Here is a 20,763-nt window from a genome sequence, read left to right as displayed (position 1 = left end):
ACGCCCGGTTACATTCCGAACCCGGAAGCTAAGCCTCACAGCGCCGATGGTACTGCAGGGGGGACCCTGTGGGAGAGTAGGACGCCGCCGAACAAATTTTAATAGCCGTAGCCCCCAGTCATTTCTTGGCTGGGGGCTACGGCTTTTTCCATTTTCTCTCTTTTCATGCCGATGGCTGGGGGTGGTGCTAGGTCCACCCCAAAGTCGGGCCCAGGGGCCAGTGCGCCGGCGGGGGAGGCCTGGTGAGACTGATACCCGAAGCGCACAGAACGAGCGGAGGGTCCGGATGACGAGTCAGAGCGTGCCGACGGTCGTCAGGTGGACGGGCGTGGGGCGGGAGTGGGCAGTGGAGGGGCTGCATGCGCAGCTTCGATGCCTACAACTGGTGTTTCAGGCCGGGGTGGTGTCGTTCGTGCTGCTGATGTGGGCAGTGCTTCCGATTCACGGATTGTTCGCGGAGTCGGCCGACGGGCAGGCCGATCCGCTGATCGCCTTCCTGGGCCTGCTTGCTTGGCCAGTGGGGCTGGTGTGGGGAAGCAGGTTGAACACCCGCTGGTCGCGGTACCGGGCGGAGTCGTGGTTCGGCATGCGAACTCCGCAACGCTATGTGGCGACCCCGAGCCCGACACAGGACGAGCGGGGCCACTGGTGGACGGGACATTCCTACCACCGGGACAGGAGGACGGCCGAGTTGGCCCTCTCTGCGCGAACGGTGGCGATGGATCCGCAGACTTGGCGTGACTTCAAGTGGCTGCCAGCGAATGCGGCGGCGGCCCTGGTCCTGGCAGTGCCCTGCCTGGGGTTGCTGCTGGTCGGGGTGATCACGGCTATCGTCCAATTGACGGCCGCTTACGGCGACTTCAACCCATCTACCGTCTATTCACTCCAGGCTGTCCTGGGGGACATGGCGGTCGCCGCGGTAGGTCTGGCTGCCGCGGCCGGCGGTCTGCTGGCAGCACCGCATGCGATTCGGCGGTACGGGCCGTGGATGCAGCGGATGCTCGATCCGGAGTCGGCGAACGGCTGGGACAAGGCCAGGCTGACCAGGCGGGTGGAGCACCTCACCACCTCGCGGGCCGATGCGGTTGGCAGCCAGGCGGCGGAGCTTCGCAGGATCGAGCGGGATCTGCACGACGGGGCGCAGGCCCGACTGGTGGCGATCGGGATGACGCTCGGCACGATCGAGCACCTGATGGAGACGGACCCGGTGGCCGCACGGCAGTTGCTGGCGGATGCCCGCAAGGCCTCCGCCAAGGCCTTGCAGGAGCTACGCGATCTGGTGCGCGGTATCCATCCGCCGGTGCTGGCGGAGCGTGGGCTCGGCGACGCGGTGCGGGCGCTTGCGCTGGACAACGCGCAGAGCACGGAGGTGACGGTAAGCCTGCCGGCCCGGCCGGAGGCGCCGGTCGAAGCTGCGGCGTACTTCTGCGTCAGTGAGCTGATGGCCAATGCGGCCAAGCACTCCGGCGCTCAGCAGGTCTGGGTGGACATCCTGTTCCGGGCCGGTCAGCTGCGGATCACCGTGACGGACGACGGGTACGGCGGAGCTGATCCGGGGCGTGGAAGCGGGCTGCGCGGAATCGAGAAGCGGTTGGGTACCTTCGACGGAGTCATGTCGCTCAGCAGCCCGCCGGGCGGTCCGACCACGATCACCATGGAGTTGCCGTGCGTGTTGTCCTCGCAGAGGACCTCTACCTCCTCCGAGAAGGCCTGACCCGGCTGCTAGAGGCGCATGGCTTCACCATCGCGGCGGCGGTCGAGACGGGCCCGGAGTTGCTGGCGGCTCTGCTCGAACAGCGGCCTGACGTCGCGGTGGTGGACGTCAGGCTGCCGCCGACGCTCACCGACGAGGGGCTCCAGGCGGCGCTGACCGCCAGGCGGCAGATACCCGGTCTGCCCGTACTGGTCCTCTCGCAGCACGTCCAACAGCTCTACGCGCGCGAGCTGTTGGCGGACGGCTCCGGTGGGATCGGGTACCTGCTGAAGGACCGGGTGTTCAATGCCGGACAGTTCATCGATGCTGTCCGGCGGGTGGCGGCCGGGGGTACGGCGATGGACCCGGATGTGATTGCCAAGTTGCTGCAGAGCCGGGCCCGTTCGGAGCCGCTCCAGCGACTTTCGCCGAGGGAGCGGGAGGTGCTGGAGCTGATGGCTGAAGGTTGTTCCAACTCTGCGATCTCGACCAGGTTGAGCATCAGTGACGGCGCGGTGGCCAAGCACATTGCCAATATCTTCACGAAGTTGGAACTGGCCCCCGCGGATGACGCCAACCGCCGTGTCCTGGCGGTCTTGGCGCACCTCAACGGCGCTCCTTCGTAGGCGCTCAAACCCGGGTCCGAGCAGAGGCAGGCCGTGGTTGGAACGCGCTTCCGAGTAGTATCCGGTTGGCCGAGACGGTCGGTCGTGCGGCGATCCCGTACCCGTGCAGTGATCCCGTACCCGATGATGAGTGTGGATCCGGCAGCGACAGTCGCGCACGGCAGCAGCCGAGTCCCAGGGGTTGATTAACGAATGGCACGTCCATCCCTTACCCGCGCCCACCGTGCTCTGCTCGGCGTGGTCGCGGCCGGCGCCTGCGTGATCTCGGGCATCGGGTTTGCGGGTTCGTACAACGCGGTGCGCGAGCTGGCGATGGAGAAAGGCTTCGGCACGTTCGCGTATGCCTTTCCGATCGGCGTGGATGCCGGGATCGTCGTTCTGCTGGCGCTCGATCTGGTGCTGACCTGGCTCCGAATACCCTTCCCGCTCCTACGCCAGACCGCCTGGCTGCTGACCGGCGCCACCATCGCCTTCAACGCGGCGGCCTCCTGGGGGGACGCGCTCGGGATGGCGATGCACGCGGTCATCCCGGTGCTGTTCGTGGTGGTGGTAGAGGCGTCCCGGCACGCCGTCGGCCGGATCGCGGCGATCACTGCGGACCGGCACATGGAGTCGGTGCGGCTGATGCGCTGGGTGCTCTCTCCAGTACCGACCTTCCGCCTCTGGCGGCGGATGAAGCTCTGGGAGCTGCGTTCGTACGACGAGACCGTCCGGCTGGAGCAGAACCGACTGGTGTACCGGGCACAGCTGCGGTTCCGCTACGGGCGCGGCTGGCGGCGGTCGGCACCGTTCCAGGCGCTGCTGCCGCTGAAGCTGGCGAAGTACGGTGTCCCGCTCGACCCGAGCATCCTGGACCGGATCGACGGCCCGCTCGGACCGGCCAAGTCGGCGGCCCAGTCCGGGACTGCCGCCCAGCCGGTCCAGGCCGCGCACGCCGGTGTCGGACAGCTCGAGGCAGGGCACCCGGCCACCGCGTACGCCGATCCCGCGGAGGCGCAAGCACAGGCGCAGGCGGCTGCGATTCAGGCGGCGGTCGCCCGGGCCACGGGTGCGTCGGCCACGGGTACGGCGGCGGGGGCTGCCCAGGTCGCGGAGGGACAGGAACCCGCGGTGCCCGGCGCAGCGGTGTCGGCGGCGGTTGCGGTGCCCACCCTGGCGAAGCTCGCAGCCGTGCGGTTGCGCGACGCCAATGACCCGGCGGGCGAGGAGACGCCCCTGGCCCCGGTTCAGTCTGAGCTGAACGTCTGGGCCGCGCGCGTCGTCCCGACGAACGCGAAGCAGGGCGGGGCGGCCAACGGGGCGAGGATGCCCGGGCAGACGTCGCCGTGGTTCAAGCCTCCGCGTGACCCCCGGCCGGCGCCCCAGGAGACGGATCCGGTGGTCGAGGTGCCGCTGGCAGCCGTGGCGGGAGCCGGCACGGGAGCCGCCGCGGCGGTTCGGCCGACGGCCGCGCAGCCGGCCGGCCCGCAGCACCCGGTTGCCAACGGCCCGGTTGCCCAGGGCACACCGGGGCCGCGGGGGCCGCGACCGGTCCGGCTGGAGCAGCTGGTGCCCGATGCCGTCACCGAGACCGCTCTGCCCGTGACCGCGCTCTCCGACCAGCCGATTTCCCTTCAGACGCCGATGACTGACGCCCAGTCGATCGCGCGCACGACCGTAGCGGCGGCCGACATGACCAAGGCGGCAGGGGCCGAAGCGGTGTCCGACACCGCGCCCGAGACCGCACCCGTGACCGAGCAGGAGGAGCAGGACCGCCGTCCCGCGGCCACCCCGCTCGACCCCGATGTCTGCTTCGAGGCATTGATCGGCTACATCGACCAGTACGGCCACCACCCGCAGCCGAAGCGGTTCGCGCAGTACCTGTCCGACGAGTTCGGGCTGGTCGGCTCGCGCCCGGACGGTTCGGTCAACCAGGCCGAGGTCGACAGGATCTGGCACCAGCTCCAGGACCGGTACGTCGCCTCCGGCCGGGACTGAGGCAGGGCGTCGTGACGGTTGTCGCGGCGGCTGCCACGAAGGCCGGCGCGAGAACCGGAGCAGGCGCGCCTCGAAGGCCGGCGCGAACCACCGGCGAGACCCGGGACGAGAGCGACCCGACGCCACCGGTCGCGTGACGGCGGCAGCACACAGCAGGCCCGCGATCGACGGCGGCCGCGCACCACGTGCGGCCGCCGTCCGGCTTTCCGGCGGCCATTGACGTCCGCGTGGACTGCCACTACCTTCGCGTCAACAAAATGTTGAATGTCTGCAGATGGAGGAGCTCCGATGTCGCAGGCCGAGGTGGACGGCAGCAAGTCCGAGGGAGCGGCGTTCTCGACCGCCGCCCGAGCTGCCGTGGCGGCCCTGCTCGCGCCGGTCGACGCCGAGCTGGCCCGCCGCTACCCGGGTGAGCCGGGCACTCGACAGCCGGTCCACACGGTGTACGTGCCGGCCGACGCCTTCGCTGCCGACACCGTGCGGACCTGGGGCCGTGAGGCGCTGCTGGCCTTCGACACCCACGCCGCCACCCCGGCCGAGCTGGCCGCCGCGCTCGGTGTCCCCGCTGACGAGCTGCTCGCCGACGTGCACGCCCGGGTGCGCGCCAAGTTGGAGCGCGAGCCGATCGAGGACCTGCGGATCGACTTCGAGGACGGGTACGGCCCGCGTCCCGACGCGGAGGAGGACGCCGCCGCCGTCCGGGCCGCGCGGCTGGTCGCCGCCATCGTCGCGGACGGGACCGCGCCGCCGTACATCGGGGTCCGGGCCAAGTCGATGGAGGCACCGGTCCGGGGCCGGGGCATCCGCACCCTGGAACTCTTCCTCGCCACGCTGCTCGCCGAGGGCGGTCTACCGAAGGGCCTGGTGCTCACCCTGCCCAAGGTGACGTACGCGGAACAGGTCACCGCGCTGGTGCGCCTGCTGGACGACTTCGAGCGGCGGGCCGGCCTCCCCGCGAAGCGGATCGGCTTCGAGGTCCAGATCGAGACCACCCAGGCCATCGTTGGCCCGGACGGCCGGGCCACCGTCGCCCGGATGATCGACGCGGCCGAGGGACGGGCCACCGGCCTGCACTACGGCACGTTCGACTACAGCGCCGCATGTGGGGTCAGTGCTGCGTACCAGAGCATGGACCACCCGGTGGCCGACCACGCGAAGGCCGTGATGCAGGTGGCCGCCGCCGGTACCGGGGTGCGTCTGTCGGACGGTTCCACCAATGTGATCCCCGCCGGTTCGACGGAGCAGGTGCACGCGGCCTGGAAGCTGCACCACGACCTGGTCCGGCGCTCGTTGGCCCGCGCCTACTACCAGGGCTGGGACATGCACCCGGCCCACCTGCCGACCCGCTACGCCGCCGTGTACGCCTTCTACCGAGAGGGCCTGGCAGTCGCAGCGGCCCGGCTCGCGGCGTACGTCGCGAAGACCGGCGGTGACGTGCTGGACGAGCCCGCCACGGCCAGGGCGCTCAGCGGCTACGTGCTGCGCGGCCTGGACTGCGGAGCGGTGGACCCGGCGGAGGTCGCCGAGCTGACCGGCCTCGACCGCGAGCGGTTGGACCTGCTCGCGGGCCGCTGACCCGCAGGGCGGCGCAGGGGGCGGGTCCGTCCGCCCGCCCTGCGACCGTTCCCGCCCGTCCGCTTCCGCGACTGGCCCGCTCGGTTCCGCGACCGTCCCGCCCGACGGCACCCGGGACCGGTCCCGCCCGGTAGCGTCCAGGACTGGTGCCGACCGGTGGTTAAGCTGGCGGGGTCGAACAGAGAGCCGCCGGCTCTCCGCCCTTTCCAGCCACGGAGATCCACCCCGTCATGTCGGAGCCGAGCCCGAAGCCGTACCTGACCATCCGGCACTCCGGCACCCATGAGATCGAGATCAAGAAGTCCCGGTTCATCTGCCACCTCGCCCGGGTCGCCGACGAGGACGAGGCGCAGGCTTTCATCGCCGGTATCCGGAAGCAGTACTGGGACGCCCGGCACAACTGCACGGCATTCGTGGTGGGCGGCGAGCAGCCGCGCGAGCGTTCCAGCGACGACGGCGAGCCAGGTGGTACGGCCGGGGTACCGATGCTGGAGGTCCTGCGCAGACGTGGGCTGACCGACACGGTCGCCGTGGTGACGCGGTACTTCGGCGGGATCAAACTCGGCGCGGGCGGCCTGGTACGGGCGTACGGGAGCGCGGTTTCCGAGGCGATCGACTCGGTCGGGCTGCTTGAGCGCCGTCCTGTGCTGCTGCTCGTGGTGGCGGTGGACCACACCCGGGCGGGCCGACTGGAGAACGATCTGCGGGCGGCTGGTTACGTGGTGCGCGATCTGGCCTATGAGGCGGCCGGGGTGCGGATCGAGGTCGGAGTGCCCGAGCCGGAGCTGACGGCTTTTCACGCCTGGCTCGCGGAGGCGACCGGGGGCGGAGCCGAGGCGGTGGAGTCCGGGCGGGCATTCGTCGAAGTCCCGGTCTGAGAACGGGGTCCCGGACGGCCGCCCGGGGCCCCATCGAATCCCCCGCCCGGGCGGCGGGTCGAAGCGGGTGCCCGGGTCGGAGGCCGCGCCCGCGGGATCCCGCTCCGGCGTGCGACTTGGCCTGCCCCTTCGTGCGGCCCGGTCTCGGCCCGCGCCGTCGCCCCCGAACCCGGTTCCCGGCGGGGGCTTGAGCGCGGATGAGCCCGGGCGCTCGCACCTTCCGGCCTTGTGACGTGCGCACGAAGACCGTATGACACTCGAACGAATTAACAATGCCAGGAGTTGGAACTCCGCTACCGGGGATGGCGTTCCCCAGAGCAAGGATCCGCTCCCCGGCGCCGGGTCCGGCGGATTCCGTAGACCGAATCATCGATGGAGGACTTCAGATCCCACCACCGCACCACTGGAGGTACCGCGCATGACTCCGGAGCACACCCCGTCCAAGGGCCAAACGTCCGATCCGCCCGGCCAGTTCGGCCATGCCGTGCCTTATCGGATGACGGTCACCACTCCACGGCCGTACCAGGAGACGGTCGCCCTGGCGGACCAGCAGTTGGCGGCCTGGCTGAAGGAAGAGGGCTGCGAGGAGCCCCCGTCGAGGGCGGAAGCGCCCTGGGTAGTCGACCCGCCGTCGTCCATCGAACGCCTCCGCCTCGGTGAACGAATCCTGCTGGACCGGGACTTCGGCCCGCTACGGGCTCCCGCGTCCGTCCGGGCCGACCGGGCACTCCTGGCGGATCCGCCACGCTCGGCCGTCCTCCCGCCGCACAGGGCGGCGCCGGAGCCACCCGAGCCGCCGGGGGAGCGCCCGACCATCGGCCACTACGCCCGCCGCCGCCTCCGTACCCCTGCTCCGCACGGCACGCACCAACTGACCCTCACCATAGCCACCGCCACTCCGTTCACCGCTGCCACCACATCCGACTCCGACGACCTGGGTACCCCCCGGACCTGGGTCCGCCTGGAGGCCGAGCACCTGGCCTCCGGCCCTGGGGTGAGGACGGTGGGCCGGGCCCAGGTCCCCGAGCTGGCCCGCAGGCTTCTTCCGCTGCTCGATGCGACGGACGGACCGGCCACCGTCGGTCCGTCAGCCCGGCTGATCACCCCGGCCGGCCTCGACGCCCTGATCGACGAGCTGTGCGACCCCGAGCGCCGCCTCCCCACCGTGGTCGCCAGCATCCCCTCCGGCGTCCCGGTCGACGACTGGTTCGTCGGTACGGTCGAGCCACTGGTGCGCCAACTGACCGGTCTGGCCGTGTCCTACGTGCTGGACCACGCGGCCCTCCCACTGTTCAACGTCGCGTTGGAGTACCACAAGGTGTACGGCGGCGCGGTCCGCACCTACCTGCCCGAGGTCGACCCGGCGTCCCGGGGAGACGGTAGCCGCCACCCGGTGTTGGCCCGGCAGCGGATCGAGGAGGACATCCGGCGCGCGGCCGCCCTGCTCGCCCGTGAGCCCCGCAGACTGGCTGCAGAGCTTCCCCCGGTGCCCCTGCTGCGTGTGGTGCCGCCACTGCAGGTCCCCATCGAGGCGAAGAAGGCCGCCCGCCCGGAGCCTGCCGTGCCGGCTCAGCAGACCCGCGACACTTGGCAGGCACAGCAGGCACAGCAGGCGCAACAGGTACAACAAACACAGCAGCCACCGCAGTCGAAGCAGCTGCGACAGCCACCGCAGCCCCGCCGCGCCGGCCCGGCCGAGTCGCCCGCAGTGGCCGAGGCAGTGGCCCACCACTGCGCCGAGGAGCTGCAGCTGCAGCTGTTCGGCCGCAGCCCGCACACCCACCGGCGGTGGGAGCACTCGGGCGAGGCCGAGGAGCAGTACGGCGCGCTCCGGCGGGCGGCGGTGCAGGTGCGGGTGGTGACGCCGGGCGGGAGGCTGTGCGCGGTCACCGTCCCGGACCAGCTCGACCGGGTACGGGGTGCGGACCTGGAGGTCGGCCGGTACCTGGACTCGGCACCCGCCACTTTCAGTGAACTCGTGGGCCGGTTCGGGGAGTTCTCGCTGGTGGAGTTCACCGGGGACCAGAAGGAGGCGCTAGCGTTGGACGGCCAGTCCGACGGGGCCGGTTGGGCGCGGCTCGCCTGGTACGGGCTGACGGCCCTTCAGGAGTACGCGGCGGCGGCCGTGCGCGGTGAGGCCCATGGCGACTTCAAACAGTGGTGCGAGCACACGCCGCCCGGCTGCCACCGCTTTCCGCCGCGCAAGGCGGTGCGTGGGGAGTCGCGCACGGTCGAGAGTCACACCAAGTGGAAGCGCGAGCGGATGCTCCCCGTGCCGGAGTGCGTGGACACCTCCAGGCGCGCGTTCATGGGCGCGCATCTGCGGATCGGCGGCGGCCGGACGGCTCCCCGGCTGCACTATCTGGATGACTGTTCGGGCAGCGGGCGGATCTACGTCGGCTACATCGGACTCCACCTCACCAACACCAGGACGAACTGAGACCACGGCAGCGGGCGGCGACACCATAACTCCGACCGGATCCGTCCGGCCGGATCCGGTCGGTGCAACCGGACACCTGTCCAGATCGGAGGCCGGAACCCCACCAACTGAAGAGCTTGGCTGACCCGAGCGCCCGAACGGTGGACAATGCTGCCCAGGGGCCGTCACCATGCGGCCCCTGGCCGGCATCAGCCGACCCGACACAGGAACCGCCGCTGGGCAGGCAGCGCCGACCGGCACGTCCGGGCGGCGGGCAGTGCGGCGGGTCAGGGGGCGTGGGCAGGCCCGGGCGCACGAGCATGGGGGAACGACGGTCGATGCGGAACTCACCCGAGGGCCAGCCGGACGGTAGTGCCACGCCCCTCCAACCCGGCTTCCTGGCCTCGGTCTTCCGCGATCTGGGAGCAGACGTGCCCGAACACGGGGCTTCACCGGAGGAGGAGGCGGTGGCCGCGCACGCCCGCGCGGCCGCCCTGACCCACCACCGGACGCTCACCGTCCAGGCCGAGCACGAGCGTCTCGCCGGCCTGCTGCGCCGAGCAGCGCTCCCGGTCTCCGCCATGGACTTCGAGAGCCAGCTGCGCAGTTACGAGCCACGCCCCTTCCAGGCCGGGGAGTTGGACGAGGCCGACGACACCGAACCGCGCTGGGAGGACTACGCCCCGGCCGAGCCGCCCGCCACCGGCCCGGACGAGGCTCCGTCCCGCCGCCTGCTGGACTCCGGATATCAGCGTGAACTGGCTCAGGCCCGGCTTCGCCACCAGCGCGATCTGCGCGAGTGGCGCACCCGTCGGGCCGAGGCCGCCGACTCCGGCGCGCTGGTGGCCAGGGCGGCGCACGAGCAGGCCGAGCAGGCACGGGCGCGGGCCGTCCGCGAGTACAACGAGACGCTGGAGGAGTGCCGTCGGGCCTACCGGCTGGCCGAACCGGCCGCCGTGGAGTCGCTGTTGGAGCGGGCCCTCGCCGCGGCCGAGGGTGCCACCCAGGACCTGCCCGCCCCCTGTCGGGCGGTGTTCCGGCCGCTCACCCGGACCGCAGTGCTGGACCTCGACCTGCCTCCGCTGGACCGGGTGCCCTCGCTGTCGGGCTACCGGCTGACCTCGGCCGGCGAGATCGAGCCGGTGCCCCGTCCGTCGGCCGACCGGGCGGCGGACTACCTGCGGCTGGCCGCCCGCCTCGCGCTGCGCGCGCTCCAAGCGGCGGACGCGGTGGACACCGACGAGATACTGGCCGGAGTGGTCCTCAACGGCTGGCTGCGTGAGACGCCCACCGGTGAGCCGCTCTGCCTGCTGAGCGTCGACGCCGACCGCGACGCCCTGGCCCGTACCCGGTTGCTCCCGCTGGATCCGGCCGGTGCGGAGCCGGTGGAGCACGGCTACGGCGCCGGGTACGGCGAGGGCGTCTACGCGGATGCCGAGCAGGACGAGGCGCTGGTCCGGCTGCGTGACCTGGCTGCCGCGGTCAGTCCCGATCCGTATGCGCTCGCCGCGGTCGAGCCCATTGGCTGCGCCGCTTCCGCCGTGCCTTCGACGGACGAGCTCTCGCCGAACGAATTCGCCTACCTGGTGCGTGAGTTGTTCACCCGGGGCGGGCTGGCCGACTGGAGCGTACGGTTGCGCGGCGCGGGTGGGCTGGTCGCCATCGGGGAGGGTGCGCCGGGCAGCGCGCTGCCCGGTCGCTGGGTGGTCTGGGCCTCCCGGGGGTCGGATCCGGTGGCGGGGGAGGAGCTCAGGACGCTGGTGGAGGCGGTCCGGGAGGAGGGAGCCGACCGCGGCCTGAGGCTCACCAGCGGCCGCTTCTCCGAGGCCGCGCTCGACCTCGCGGGCACCGCGCCGTACCAGCAGATCCACCTGGTGGACGGCGACGGCGTACGGGAGTTGGCGCAGACGCACCTCGGACTGCCGCTCGCGTAAGGCAGGCGGGCCGGTGGCCTCGGGACGGAGCTCGGCGAGCCGGCCGCGTACCCGGCCGACCGCGCACGGCCCGGGCGCCGTCGGCGGCGGCCACCGTGCGCAGTCACCCTGACGGGTTCTCCGACGCGCCGGGGTGCGCGGACGACGGCAGGCTTGGCGCAGGGTCCGGCGCGACCGGGCCCGGCCGGGCCGGCTTCGCCCGTGGGCAGCGGTCAGCGCAGCCGCCCGGCCATCACGAACGGCAGCCCGGCTGGGCCACCGCCGGACTGCCCTCGATCCCGGGGAAGTGAACGGGATGACCGCCGTACTCGTCGCTGCCGGCGCCTTCCTGACGACCCTGATCGGCGGCATCGTCGCCCAGCGGACCGGCGACCGACGGCATCTGGTGCTCGGCTTCGCGGCCGGCCTGATGCTCGGGGTGGTGGCCTTCGACCTGCTGCCCGAGGCGCTGAACTCCGCGCCCCAGGAGCTCCACGGGGTACCGCAGGCGCTGCTGATGTTCGCGGGCGGCTTCCTGGCGATCCACGTCGTGGAGCGCGCGGTGGCCATCCACCGGGGGCACGAGGGGGAGTACGCGGCCCACACCCACGGGCAGGGCCACGCGCACGGCGCCCGCCAGGGCGTCGGACTCGCGGCCGCCGGTGCGCTGGTCGGGCACAGTCTGCTGGACGGTTTCGCGATCGGTGCCGCGTTCCAGGCCGGCGGCTCGGTGGGTACGGCGGTGGCTGTCGCGGTGGTGGCCCACGACTTCGCGGACGGTTTCAACACCTACACCGTCACCAGGATGTACGGCAACAACCGGGTGCGGGCGGTGGCGCTGCTCGCCGCGGACGCGCTGGCGCCGGTCACCGGGGCCGCCATCACGCTGCTGTTCGCCATCCCGGAGCACACGCTCGGCCTCTACCTGGGCTTCTTCGCCGGGTTCCTGCTCTACCTGGCGACCTCGGACATCCTCCCGGAGGCGCACAGCCCGCACCCCTCGCGCACGACCCTGCTCTGCACGCTGCTGGGTGTGGGCTTCATGTGGCTGGTGGTCGGCTACGCGGACTGACCGCCGTCGGGCCGTCGGTCCGGCCCGGGCGGCCCGCCGTCACCGTGCCGCCCAGCGGTCGCGTATCGCCGCCAGCGCGGCGGTGACCGCCGGCCGCCGGGAGGTCTGGGTCCGCCAGAGGACGAAGACCCGCCGGGCGGGTTCGGGGACGACCGGGCGGGCCACCACCTCGGGCGGCAGCGGCCCGCGGCCGAGGCGCGGCACCAGTCCCACCCCCAGCCCGGCCGCGATCAGCGCGATCTGCGTCTCGAACTCGCCGACCTGGTAGCGCACATCGGGTTCGTCGCCCGCCTCGCGCATGGTCCGCACCAGCCAGTCGTGGCAGATGTTCCCGGGCGGCACGCTGATCCAGCGCTGTCCGAGCAGCCGGGAGACCGGCACCACGGCCAGCCCGGCCAGCGGGTGACCGGTGTGCAGCAGCAGGTCCACCGGATCGTCGCCGAGGTCCATCCGGGAGAGCCCCTCGTGGACCGGGAGCGGCATCGTCGGCCAGTCCTGGACCAGTGCCAGGTCCACCTCGCCACGGGCCACCAAGTCCGCCGCCGGGTACGGATCGGCCTCCAGCAGGCGTACGTCCAGGTCGGGGCAGCTTGTGCGCAACTCGGCGAGTACGCCCGGGAGCAGGCCGCGTGCGCCGGTCGCGAAGGCCGCGACCATCAGCCGCCCGAAGGGCCGACCGCGTTGCTCCTCCAGCGTCACCTCGGCCTGTTCGACCAGGGCGAGGACCTGCTCGGCGGTTCCGGCCAGCCGCCGGGCGGCGTCGGTGAGGACCACGCCCCGGCCCTGGCGCTCCAGCAGGGTGGTCCGGGTCTCCCGTTCCAGCTTGGCGATCTGCTGGGAGACCGCCGAGGGTGTGAAGCCGAGTGCGGCGGCCGCGCCGCCCACCGAGCCGTGCACCGCGACCGCGTGCAGGGCCCGGAGCCTTCCTAGATCCAGCATGCGGTGATGTTAGAGCGCGAGGCCCTGGTCGCGGGCCGGCCGTCGAAGCAGACCGGCCGGGGGCGGCGCACCGCCACCGCCGGGCGCAGTCCGACGGTGGCGGTGCGCCGTCGGTGACCGTGGTCAGCGCGCCAAACCCCCGAGCGGCGCCGCCTCATACACCGCTTCGGCGGTCCGCAGCGCCTGGAGCAGGGCGTCCTGGTCGCTCGGGCTGATCGGGGCGAAGTACTCCTGGGCGACCTCGTGCCTGACCTGGTGGATCCGTTCCAGGGCCGCGCGGCCGTCAGCGGTGAGCACCACGCGGACCGCGCGCCGGTCGGTCGGGTCCGGGGTGCGCTCGACCAGGCCGGCCTCCTCCAGCGCGTCCACCACCGTGGTGGCCGAGCGCGGGGCGATGTGCAGGTGGTCGGCGAGCTCGCTCAGCCGCATCGTCTCGCGGCCCTCGCAACCGGGGGCATGGGCCAGCACCCGGAGCGCGCGAGCCTGGGCGGGGGTGATGCCGTACGGCTCCAGCCGGGTCATGGTCCGCCGCCGGATCCGCTTCATCGCCCGGGTCAGCGTGTCGGCGAGCTCCGCCGCAGTGTCGACGGGCGAGGTTGTCATGGTGGGCTCCCGGTTCGGGGTGTGCCCCCGGCCCTGGGCCGGGGTGGGTGAGGTCAGGGTATCGGGCCGTACGGGGAATATGGCCCCAATAACATCTTGAGTCAGACTCAGTATCTGGGTTAGCGTGGCTCCGGGTAAGGGCACCCTCACCTTTACCGTGAAGATCCCCGCGAGGATCCCGGGCCGTGTGCCCCGGCGGATCCCCCGATCACTGGAGTGCGCATGTCCCGTTCCGAAGCCCGGGTCGCCACCGACCGTCCGGCACGCTACGGCAAGCAGCTGGCGGCCCATATCGGGCGCAGGGTCGAGGCCGAGTGGTCCGATGAGGCCGGCCGCGGCCGGCTGGTCTTCGCCGCCGGTACCGCCACCCTGGTGGCCGAGCCGGAGGCACTGCTGCTCACCGTCGAGGGCGCGGCCGAGAGCCTGCCCGGCCTTGAGGACGTGGTCGGGCGCCACCTGGTGCGCTTCGGCGCCCGCGACGAGCTGGTGGTGGAGTGGCGCCGCGACAACGGCGAGCCCGGCCTGGTCCACCGCAACGCGGACGCGTCCGGCGAGTAGGCGCCGGGCGGGCGCCCGGTGTGTCCTGGAACGGCGGGTGCCCGGTGCGGAGGGCTCCCCGTGCACGGGGGCCCGCGAGGCCGCGGGTCAGCGGCGTCCGGCCCAGCGGTTCAGGCTCCACAGCACCACGCCGGCCAGGCACCAGCTGGCGGTCACGTCCAGCAGCCAGTGGAAGTCGCTCCACACCAGGCCGGTGCCGACCCCCAGGCAGAGCAGCGCGGTCGCCGTGTGCAGCCACCGCCGGGCCGCCACCGCCACGGTGCGGCCGAGCAGCAGGGCGCCGGCCCCGTAGGCGATCGCCGAGGTGGCGGTGTGTCCGGACGGGTACCAGCCCCACTGGTCGGGGGTGAGCGGCAGTCCGAGCGGCCCTGGCCGGGCGAACCAGCTCTTCGCCGGTACGACCAGTGCCGGGATCAGTACGGCGGCCAGTGCGGCCGTGGGTAGCGGCAGCCACCAGCGTCGTACGCCGGTGCGCCACTCCCGCCAGGCGGCCAGCCCGGCCAGGCCGAGCAGTGCCGGGATGGCCGGCACGGAGCCGCCCAGATCGGCCAGTAGGACGCCGAAGCGGTCCAGGGCGGGGCTGTGCAGCCGGTGGTGCAGCCCGTGGACGGCCCGCTGGGCGGTGGTGTCCAGGCCGAGCAGCGGGCCGTGGACGGCGACCTGCCAAGAGATCGCGGCCAGCGCCACCAGGAGTGTCAGGGGCACGACAGAACGAGAAAGCCGCCCCGGAGCAGGGGGGAGAGCTCCGGGGCGGCTGAGGTGATCGCCGTTCCGTGCGCCCCGGGGGGTGTGGGCCGGACGGTCGGTCGATCGGTCTTCGGGGCCGGCCGCCCCGGGTGGGGCGGCGGGTGGTGTCGCGAAGGGTTGCAGCTCGCTGTCCATCTGTCATGACAGTACGTCAAAGCCGTTGCGTGGCCGAGGAGATCCGCCGGTTCCGCACAGCATCTTCACCAGTCTTGGAGCAACCTCCACGGCTGGGCGACTGCCTGTGGCGCCGCGGTCATCCGCGGTCGAACTACGGAACGGGCCCGGTCCACAGGACCGGGCCCGTTCCGTCGAGGGGCCGGCGGGGCCGGACCCCGGGATCAGGCGCCGGTGAAGGCGCCGCCGATCGAGAACGCGCCCTCGAGGATGTCCAGACCCTCGGTGAGCAGGTGCTCCGGCATCACCAGCGGCGGCAGGAAGCGCAGCACGTTGCCGTAGGTGCCGGCGGTCAGCACGACCAGGCCCTCGGCGTGGCAGGCCTTGGCGATCGCGGCGGTGGCCTCCGGGTTGGCGTCCTTGGTGCCCGGATTCACCAGCTCGATGGCGATCATCGCGCCGCGGCCGCGGACCTCGCCGATGATGTCGAACTTCTCCTGCATCGCCCGCAGGCGGCCCAGCATGATCTCGCCGATCCGCTGCGCCTTGCCGTTGAGGTCCTGCTCCTTCATGGTCTCGATGGCGCCCAGCGCGGCGGCGCAGGCCACCGGGTTGCCGCCGTAGGTGCCGCCCAGGCCGCCCGCGTGCGCGGCGTCCATGATCTCCGCGCGGCCGGTCACGGCGGCCAGCGGCAGACCACCGGCGATGCCCTTGGCGGTGGTGATCAGGTCCGGGACGATGCCCTCGTCCTCGCAGGCGAACCACTGGCCGGTGCGGCAGAAGCCGGTCTGGATCTCGTCGGCGACGAAGACGATGCCGTTCGCCTTGGCGAACTCGACGATCTTCGGCAGGAAGCCCTTGGCCGGCTCGATGAAGCCGCCCTCGCCCTGGATCGGCTCGATGATGATCGCCGCGACGTTCTCTGCGCCGATCTGCTTGTTGATCATGTCGATCGCCTGGGCGGCGGCCTCGGCGGCGCAGTTCTCGGCACCGGTCAGCCAGCGGTAGGGGTAGGCGACCGGAACGCGGTAGATCTCCGGGGCGAACGGACCGAAGCCCTGCTTGTACGGCATGTTCTTCGCCGTCAGGCCCATGGTCAGGTTGGTGCGGCCGTGGTAGCCGTGGTCGAAGACCACGACGGCGGTGCGCTTGGTGTACGCGCGGGCGATCTTCACCGCGTTCTCGACCGCCTCGGCACCGGAGTTGAACAGCGCGGTGCGCTTCTCGTGGTCACCCGGGGTCAGCTCGTTGAGCTGCTCGGCCACGGCGACGTAGCCCTCGTACGGGGTCACCATGAAACAGGTATGGGTGAAGGCGGCCAGCTGCTCGCTCGCCTTGGCGACGACGGCCTCGGCGCTGTTGCCGACGTTGGTCACGGCGATGCCGGAACCGAAGTCGATCAGCGAGTTGCCGTCCACGTCCTCCAGCACACCGCCACCTGCGCGGGTGACGTACACCGGCAGGGTGGTGCCGACACCGGCGGCCACCGCGCCCAGCTTGCGAGCCTGCAGCTCCTGGGACTTCGGGCCGGGGATAGCGGTGACCAGGCGGCGCTCCTGCGGGAGCGGCGTTGCAGCACTCATGCTGTTCTCCATTTTTCTCAAGGCGCGGTCCTCGCAGGCTAAGGCCGTGTCATGGGCTCAGGCATGCGCCACTCGGTAGCAGTGCGCCTTCCGACTTGTCCTGTGCGGCCAGCGCGCGTGAAGCGGCGGGCGCGAGGCTCCGCTCCACTACATTGAGCGCGGGAGTGTCGCCGGTTCGGCGGCACGGGTATGGCACAGCCGGGTGGGCACAGGGAGCGGGGCCGGGGACATGGGACTGGACGGCACTCAGGGGAAGTGGACGGCACCGGCGGACCGGGCCCCGGTCGCCCTACCGCAGCAGCGCAGCCAGCCCTTCGATCTGACCGCCTGGATCAGTGAACCCAGGCCCGAGGCGGCGCCAGGCGTCTACCGCCACGGCTACCGCCCCACCGACCCGGACCGGGCCAGGGACGCCCGGGTCCCCGCCGGACCGCTGCTGCTGCGCGCCGCGCTCAACCTGCTGGTCGCCTGGTTCGCCTACGTCTACGGCGTCGAGCTCGTCCTCCGTCTCGCCGGACTGCTCGGCCTGCTGAACGGGCTCGACCAGACCACCGCCCTGGTCGCCCTGGTCGCGGTGAACGCCGCCGTGGTCGCGGCCGTGGTCAGGCTCTTCGGCCGGATGGGCCGCTGGCCCGAGGTCTGGCGCCGCTACGTCGCCCCGCTGCTCGCCCGCACCGTCACCCACGAGCAGCCCGATCCGGCCGAGGCCGCGCGGCCCACCGGACCCACCGATCCCTGGCAACAGCTGCGCCACCGCGCTCCGGTGGCGGCCCGTCGGCTCGACGCCGAGGCGGTCGGCGACGTCGACTACGTCCGGATCCAGCGTGCCTGGGAGGCCGTCCTCGGTGACGGCGAGCTGCTCTCCGCCTTCACCGAGGAGGTCGCCGCCCGCGGCGCCGCCGCCTGCGCACACCCCTCCGAGGCCCGTGACCTGCCCGGGCGCGGCGCCGTACACGACCTGCTCACCCGTCAGCTGCGGCTCGGTACCGCCCAGGACGTGATCAAGAACCCGGTGGCCCACCGCAGCGCCGGACTCGCCCTAGACCCGGCCGTCCTCGGCACCTCGCTGCTCGCCGTCGGACCGGCCGGCACCGGCAAGACCGCCAGACTGGCCCGCCCGGTTGCCGAGGCGCTCTGCCTCCAGGCCCTGGCCGGGACGGCCTGCGCGGTGGTGGTCGGCGCGGCCGACGCCGACCTGGGGCCCGACGAGTGGTACGACGTGGTGATCGCTCCCGGCGACCCCGCTTCGGCGTACGGCCTCGACCTGTTCGGTGCCGCCGGCGAGGTGGAGGAGGCCGCCGCCCGGCTGGCCGACGCGCTGCTCCCCGACGAGCTGTCGGCCCGTGCCGAGAACGCCAGGACCGCCCTGCAGCAGATCGTCGGCCCCTTCCACGCCGCCTACCGCCGCTACCCGGGCGTGCGGGAACTGCGCGCCCTGCTCGGCGGTGACCCCGACGGCTTCGCGGCGCTGGAGAAGGCGCTGCGCGAGGCCGGGCAGCTCGACCGGCACCAGTCCGACCTGCAGCACCGGATGCGTCAGCACGGCCGGGCCGACGACCCGGGCACGCTGCTCGCTGACCGGCTGGCGCTGCTCGACCGGCCGGCCTTCGCGGAGTGCTTCCCCGGGCCCCGGCCCGGCAAGCCGGCCTTCGCCATGCGGGTCCTGGACCACCCGCTGCGGGTCCGGGTCAAGCTGCCCGAGCACAGCCACCCCGAGGCGGCGCGGATGCTCTCCCGGCTGGTGGTGGCGCAGTTCGTCCAGGCCGCCGGGGTGCGGCGGGAGCAGGCGTTGTTCGCGGGCCTGGTGGTGGACGACGCCTCCGCGGCGCTGGACGCCCACACCGTGCGCGGCCTGCAGCGGATGCGCACTGCCAACGCGGGGGCGGTGCTGCTGCTGCGCACCCTGGTCGACCTGCCCGAGGCGCTGCGCACGCCGCTGTTCGGGGCGGTCGGCTGCCGGATGGCCTTCCCCGGGATCGCGCCCTGGGACGGGAAGCTCTTCTCCGAGGCCTGGGGCACGCACCTGGTCGCCGAGACCTCGGTGACCCACACCCCGGACACCTCCGGCGGACTGCTCCGCCGCTCCGGCCGGTTCGTCCGCAAGGCGCTCTCCGGGACGGCCGCCCAAACCCAGAGCGTCACCACCCGCGACGTGGAGCGCCACCGCTGGTCCCCGTCCGAGCTCGCTCACGCGCTGCCCACCGGTCACGCGGTGATCTCGCTGACCACGGTGGCGGGCGAGCAGGTGCCGCCGCTGCTGGTGGACCTGCGCGGCTGAGCCGCTACGGCCGCGCCGGGTCAGGGGGTTGACGGTCCGACGGTCCGGGTGGACTCCGCTGCGGTGGATTCGGCCTTGCGGCTTGTCCGAGGCGTACATAATGGAGGCAGATCCTCCCTCGCCTGATCGCAATGACGCGCCCGGGTCGAAACCACCGAAGGTTGGCATGCCCCCCACACTCGCCTCCGTCGTCCGCAACACCTCGCTCCACCTGACCGTCCTGGCCGGTGCGGACCACCTGGAACGGCAGGTCCGCTGGGTGCACACCAGCGAGCTGGACGACCCCACACCGTTCCTCGAGGGTGGCGAACTGCTGCTCACCACCGGCATCAAGCTCGGTAAGGCCGCCGCACAGCTGCAGGCGTACGTGCACCGGCTGGCCGACGCGGGCGTGGTGGGACTGGGCCTGGGGGTGGGCCTCTCGCACACCGAGGTGCCGCAGGCGCTGGTGGACGCGGCGGCGCAGCGCGGCCTGCCGCTGCTGCGGGTCCCGGAGGCGACCCCGTTCATCGCGATCAGCAAGACGGTCTCGGCCGCGCTGGCCGCCGAGCAGTACGAGGCGGTGACCACCAGCTTCGAGGCCCAGGAGGAGCTGACCCGGGCCGCGCTGGGCAAGGACGGCGCCACAGCCGTGGTGCGCCGGCTGGCGGCCCGGCTGGGCGGCTGGGCGGCGCTGTACGACGGCTCGGGCGCGCTGTCCGCGGTGGCACCGGACTGGGCTGCCCGTCGGGCCGGCCGGCTCGCTGCCGAGGTGGACCGGCTGCGCCGTAGACCGGCCCCGTCCAGCGCCGCGCTGCAGGGCCGCGCCCCGGGGATCGACACCGCCGACGAGGACTACGTGGTGGTCCAGTCGCTGGGGGCGGACCGTCGGCCCCGCGGCTTCCTGGCGGTCGGCACCGAGGACCGGATCACCCCGACCGAGCGGTACGTCCTCAACGCCGCCGTCGCCCTGCTCACCCTCACCCTGGAGCGCTCGCGCGAGCTGCGGCAGGCCGAGGAGCGGATGGGTGCGGCGCTGCTGGGCATGGTGCTGGCGGGTGAGGTCGACACGGCGCGGCAGGTCGCGACGGGCCTGTTCGGCGGGCTGCCGGAGGGCACCGTCAGGGTGCTGGTGGCCGGTGCGTCGACGGGGGCCGCGCCGGAGGCCGCCGAGGCGCTGGGCGAGCTGGGCGAGCGGGCCGAACAGGCCGGCGGCCGGGTCGGGGAGCGGCTGCTGGTCTCCCGGGAGAACGGGGCGCACGGCCCGCGGCTGACGGTGCTGGCGCTGGACAACGGCGCGGCGCACCGCGCCTGCCTGGGCGCGGTGGAGGAGCACGACGGCCTGGCGCTGGGAGTGTCGGCGCCGTCCGGTCTGGAGGAGGCCGGGACGGCCTTCGCCCAGGCGGAGCGGGCGCTGGCGGTGGCGCTGCGCGGTGGCCGCCGCTCGGTGGACCACGAGGAGGTCGGCGCGGGTTCGCTGCTGCCGCTGCTGGGTGAGCAGGCCGTGACGGCCTTCGCGGAGGGCCTGCTCCGTCCGCTGCGGGAGCACGACCGTACGGCACGGGGCGATCTGGTCGCCTCGCTGCGGGCCTGGCTCTCCCGGCACGGGCAGTGGGACGCGGCGGCCGCCGACCTCGGGGTGCACCGGCACACGCTGCGGTACCGCATGCGACGGGTCGAGGAACTGCTGGGCCGTTCGCTGGACGACACCGATGTCCGGATGGAGCTCTGGCTGGCTCTGCGGGCGGGCGAGGAGTAGGCGGGAGCGATCGAGAGGCCCGCGCACTGGAGGTTCGCCGTCATGTACTG

The 20,763-nt window shown here is 72.8% G+C and carries 15 protein-coding genes and 1 rRNA gene; 12 read left to right on the top strand and 4 right to left on the bottom strand.

What is annotated here, in order from left to right; all coding sequences use genetic code 11:
* The 9 genes from rrf to ACWDAK_RS26160 form a co-directional block, all read left to right on the top strand.
* Nucleotides 1-93: ribosomal RNA gene (gene rrf, locus ACWDAK_RS26200) — 5S ribosomal RNA — on the top strand; the annotation flags it as partial.
* A gap of 193 nt (nt 94-286) precedes the next feature.
* A complete protein-coding gene (locus ACWDAK_RS26195) occupies nt 287-1,714 on the top strand; it encodes a sensor histidine kinase (protein ID WP_344640508.1) in 1,428 nt (475 codons plus the stop codon).
* The gene (locus ACWDAK_RS26190; protein ID WP_344640507.1) at nt 1,666-2,319 is read left to right on the top strand and encodes a response regulator transcription factor; all 654 of its coding nucleotides are present in this window, start codon (nt 1,666-1,668) and stop codon (nt 2,317-2,319) included. Before ACWDAK_RS26195 ends, ACWDAK_RS26190 begins: the two co-directional genes overlap by 49 nt.
* A gap of 192 nt (nt 2,320-2,511) precedes the next feature.
* Nucleotides 2,512-4,296 (top strand): DUF2637 domain-containing protein, encoded by a 1,785-nt coding sequence (locus ACWDAK_RS26185; RefSeq protein WP_427395384.1) that lies wholly within the window; start codon nt 2,512-2,514, stop codon nt 4,294-4,296.
* A 288-nt stretch (nt 4,297-4,584) separates the two neighbouring features.
* Nucleotides 4,585-5,871, top strand: a complete 1,287-nt coding sequence (locus ACWDAK_RS26180) for a DUF6986 family protein (RefSeq protein ID WP_344640505.1) — start codon at nt 4,585-4,587, stop codon at nt 5,869-5,871.
* 230 nt (nt 5,872-6,101) lie between these two features.
* Complete coding sequence (locus ACWDAK_RS26175) at nt 6,102-6,749, top strand: YigZ family protein (RefSeq protein ID WP_344640504.1); 648 nt, start codon at nt 6,102-6,104, stop codon at nt 6,747-6,749.
* 418 nt (nt 6,750-7,167) lie between these two features.
* Entirely contained in the window at nt 7,168-9,189 is a 2,022-nt protein-coding gene (locus ACWDAK_RS26170; protein ID WP_344640503.1) for a hypothetical protein, read from the top strand.
* 317 nt (nt 9,190-9,506) lie between these two features.
* Nucleotides 9,507-11,102 (top strand): restriction endonuclease, encoded by a 1,596-nt coding sequence (locus ACWDAK_RS26165; protein ID WP_344640502.1) that lies wholly within the window; start codon nt 9,507-9,509, stop codon nt 11,100-11,102.
* Nucleotides 11,103-11,397: 295 nt separating this feature from the next.
* Complete coding sequence (locus ACWDAK_RS26160) at nt 11,398-12,153, top strand: ZIP family metal transporter (protein WP_344640501.1); 756 nt, start codon at nt 11,398-11,400, stop codon at nt 12,151-12,153.
* 39 nt (nt 12,154-12,192) lie between these two features.
* On the opposite strand, the gene ACWDAK_RS26155 is transcribed toward ACWDAK_RS26160, so the two are convergent.
* Nucleotides 12,193-13,092, bottom strand: coding sequence for a LysR family transcriptional regulator (locus tag ACWDAK_RS26155; protein ID WP_427395385.1), 900 nt, complete (start codon nt 13,090-13,092; stop codon nt 12,193-12,195).
* A gap of 123 nt (nt 13,093-13,215) precedes the next feature.
* The gene (locus tag ACWDAK_RS26150) at nt 13,216-13,695 is read right to left on the bottom strand and encodes a MarR family winged helix-turn-helix transcriptional regulator (RefSeq protein WP_344640500.1); all 480 of its coding nucleotides are present in this window, start codon (nt 13,693-13,695) and stop codon (nt 13,216-13,218) included.
* Between the two features lie 222 nt (nt 13,696-13,917).
* Between ACWDAK_RS26150 and ACWDAK_RS26145 the strand changes: the two genes are divergently transcribed.
* Nucleotides 13,918-14,253, top strand: a complete 336-nt coding sequence (locus ACWDAK_RS26145) for a DUF2218 domain-containing protein (RefSeq protein ID WP_344640499.1) — start codon at nt 13,918-13,920, stop codon at nt 14,251-14,253.
* Between the two features lie 87 nt (nt 14,254-14,340).
* On the opposite strand, the gene ACWDAK_RS26140 is transcribed toward ACWDAK_RS26145, so the two are convergent.
* Together ACWDAK_RS26140 and gabT are read right to left on the bottom strand one after the other, a co-directional pair.
* Nucleotides 14,341-14,958, bottom strand: coding sequence for a phosphatase PAP2 family protein (locus ACWDAK_RS26140; RefSeq protein ID WP_427395386.1), 618 nt, complete (start codon nt 14,956-14,958; stop codon nt 14,341-14,343).
* Nucleotides 14,959-15,338: 380 nt separating this feature from the next.
* Nucleotides 15,339-16,697 (bottom strand): 4-aminobutyrate--2-oxoglutarate transaminase, encoded by a 1,359-nt coding sequence (gene gabT, locus ACWDAK_RS26135; RefSeq protein ID WP_344640497.1) that lies wholly within the window; start codon nt 16,695-16,697, stop codon nt 15,339-15,341.
* 229 nt (nt 16,698-16,926) lie between these two features.
* On the opposite strand from gabT, the gene ACWDAK_RS26130 reads away from it, so the two are divergent.
* Nucleotides 16,927-18,975 carry an ATP-binding protein gene (locus ACWDAK_RS26130; RefSeq protein WP_427395387.1) on the top strand — a complete coding sequence of 683 codons (2,049 nt, stop codon included), beginning with the start codon at nt 16,927-16,929 and terminating at the stop codon, nt 18,973-18,975.
* A 166-nt stretch (nt 18,976-19,141) separates the two neighbouring features.
* On the top strand, nt 19,142-20,713 hold the full coding sequence (locus ACWDAK_RS26125; RefSeq protein WP_344640495.1) for a PucR family transcriptional regulator: 1,572 nt from the start codon (nt 19,142-19,144) through the stop codon (nt 20,711-20,713).
* Nucleotides 20,714-20,763: the final 50 nt, after the last annotated feature.

Source organism: Kitasatospora sp. NPDC001175 (assembly GCF_053598215.1).
This window is presented reverse-complemented; position numbering and strand designations above follow the sequence as displayed.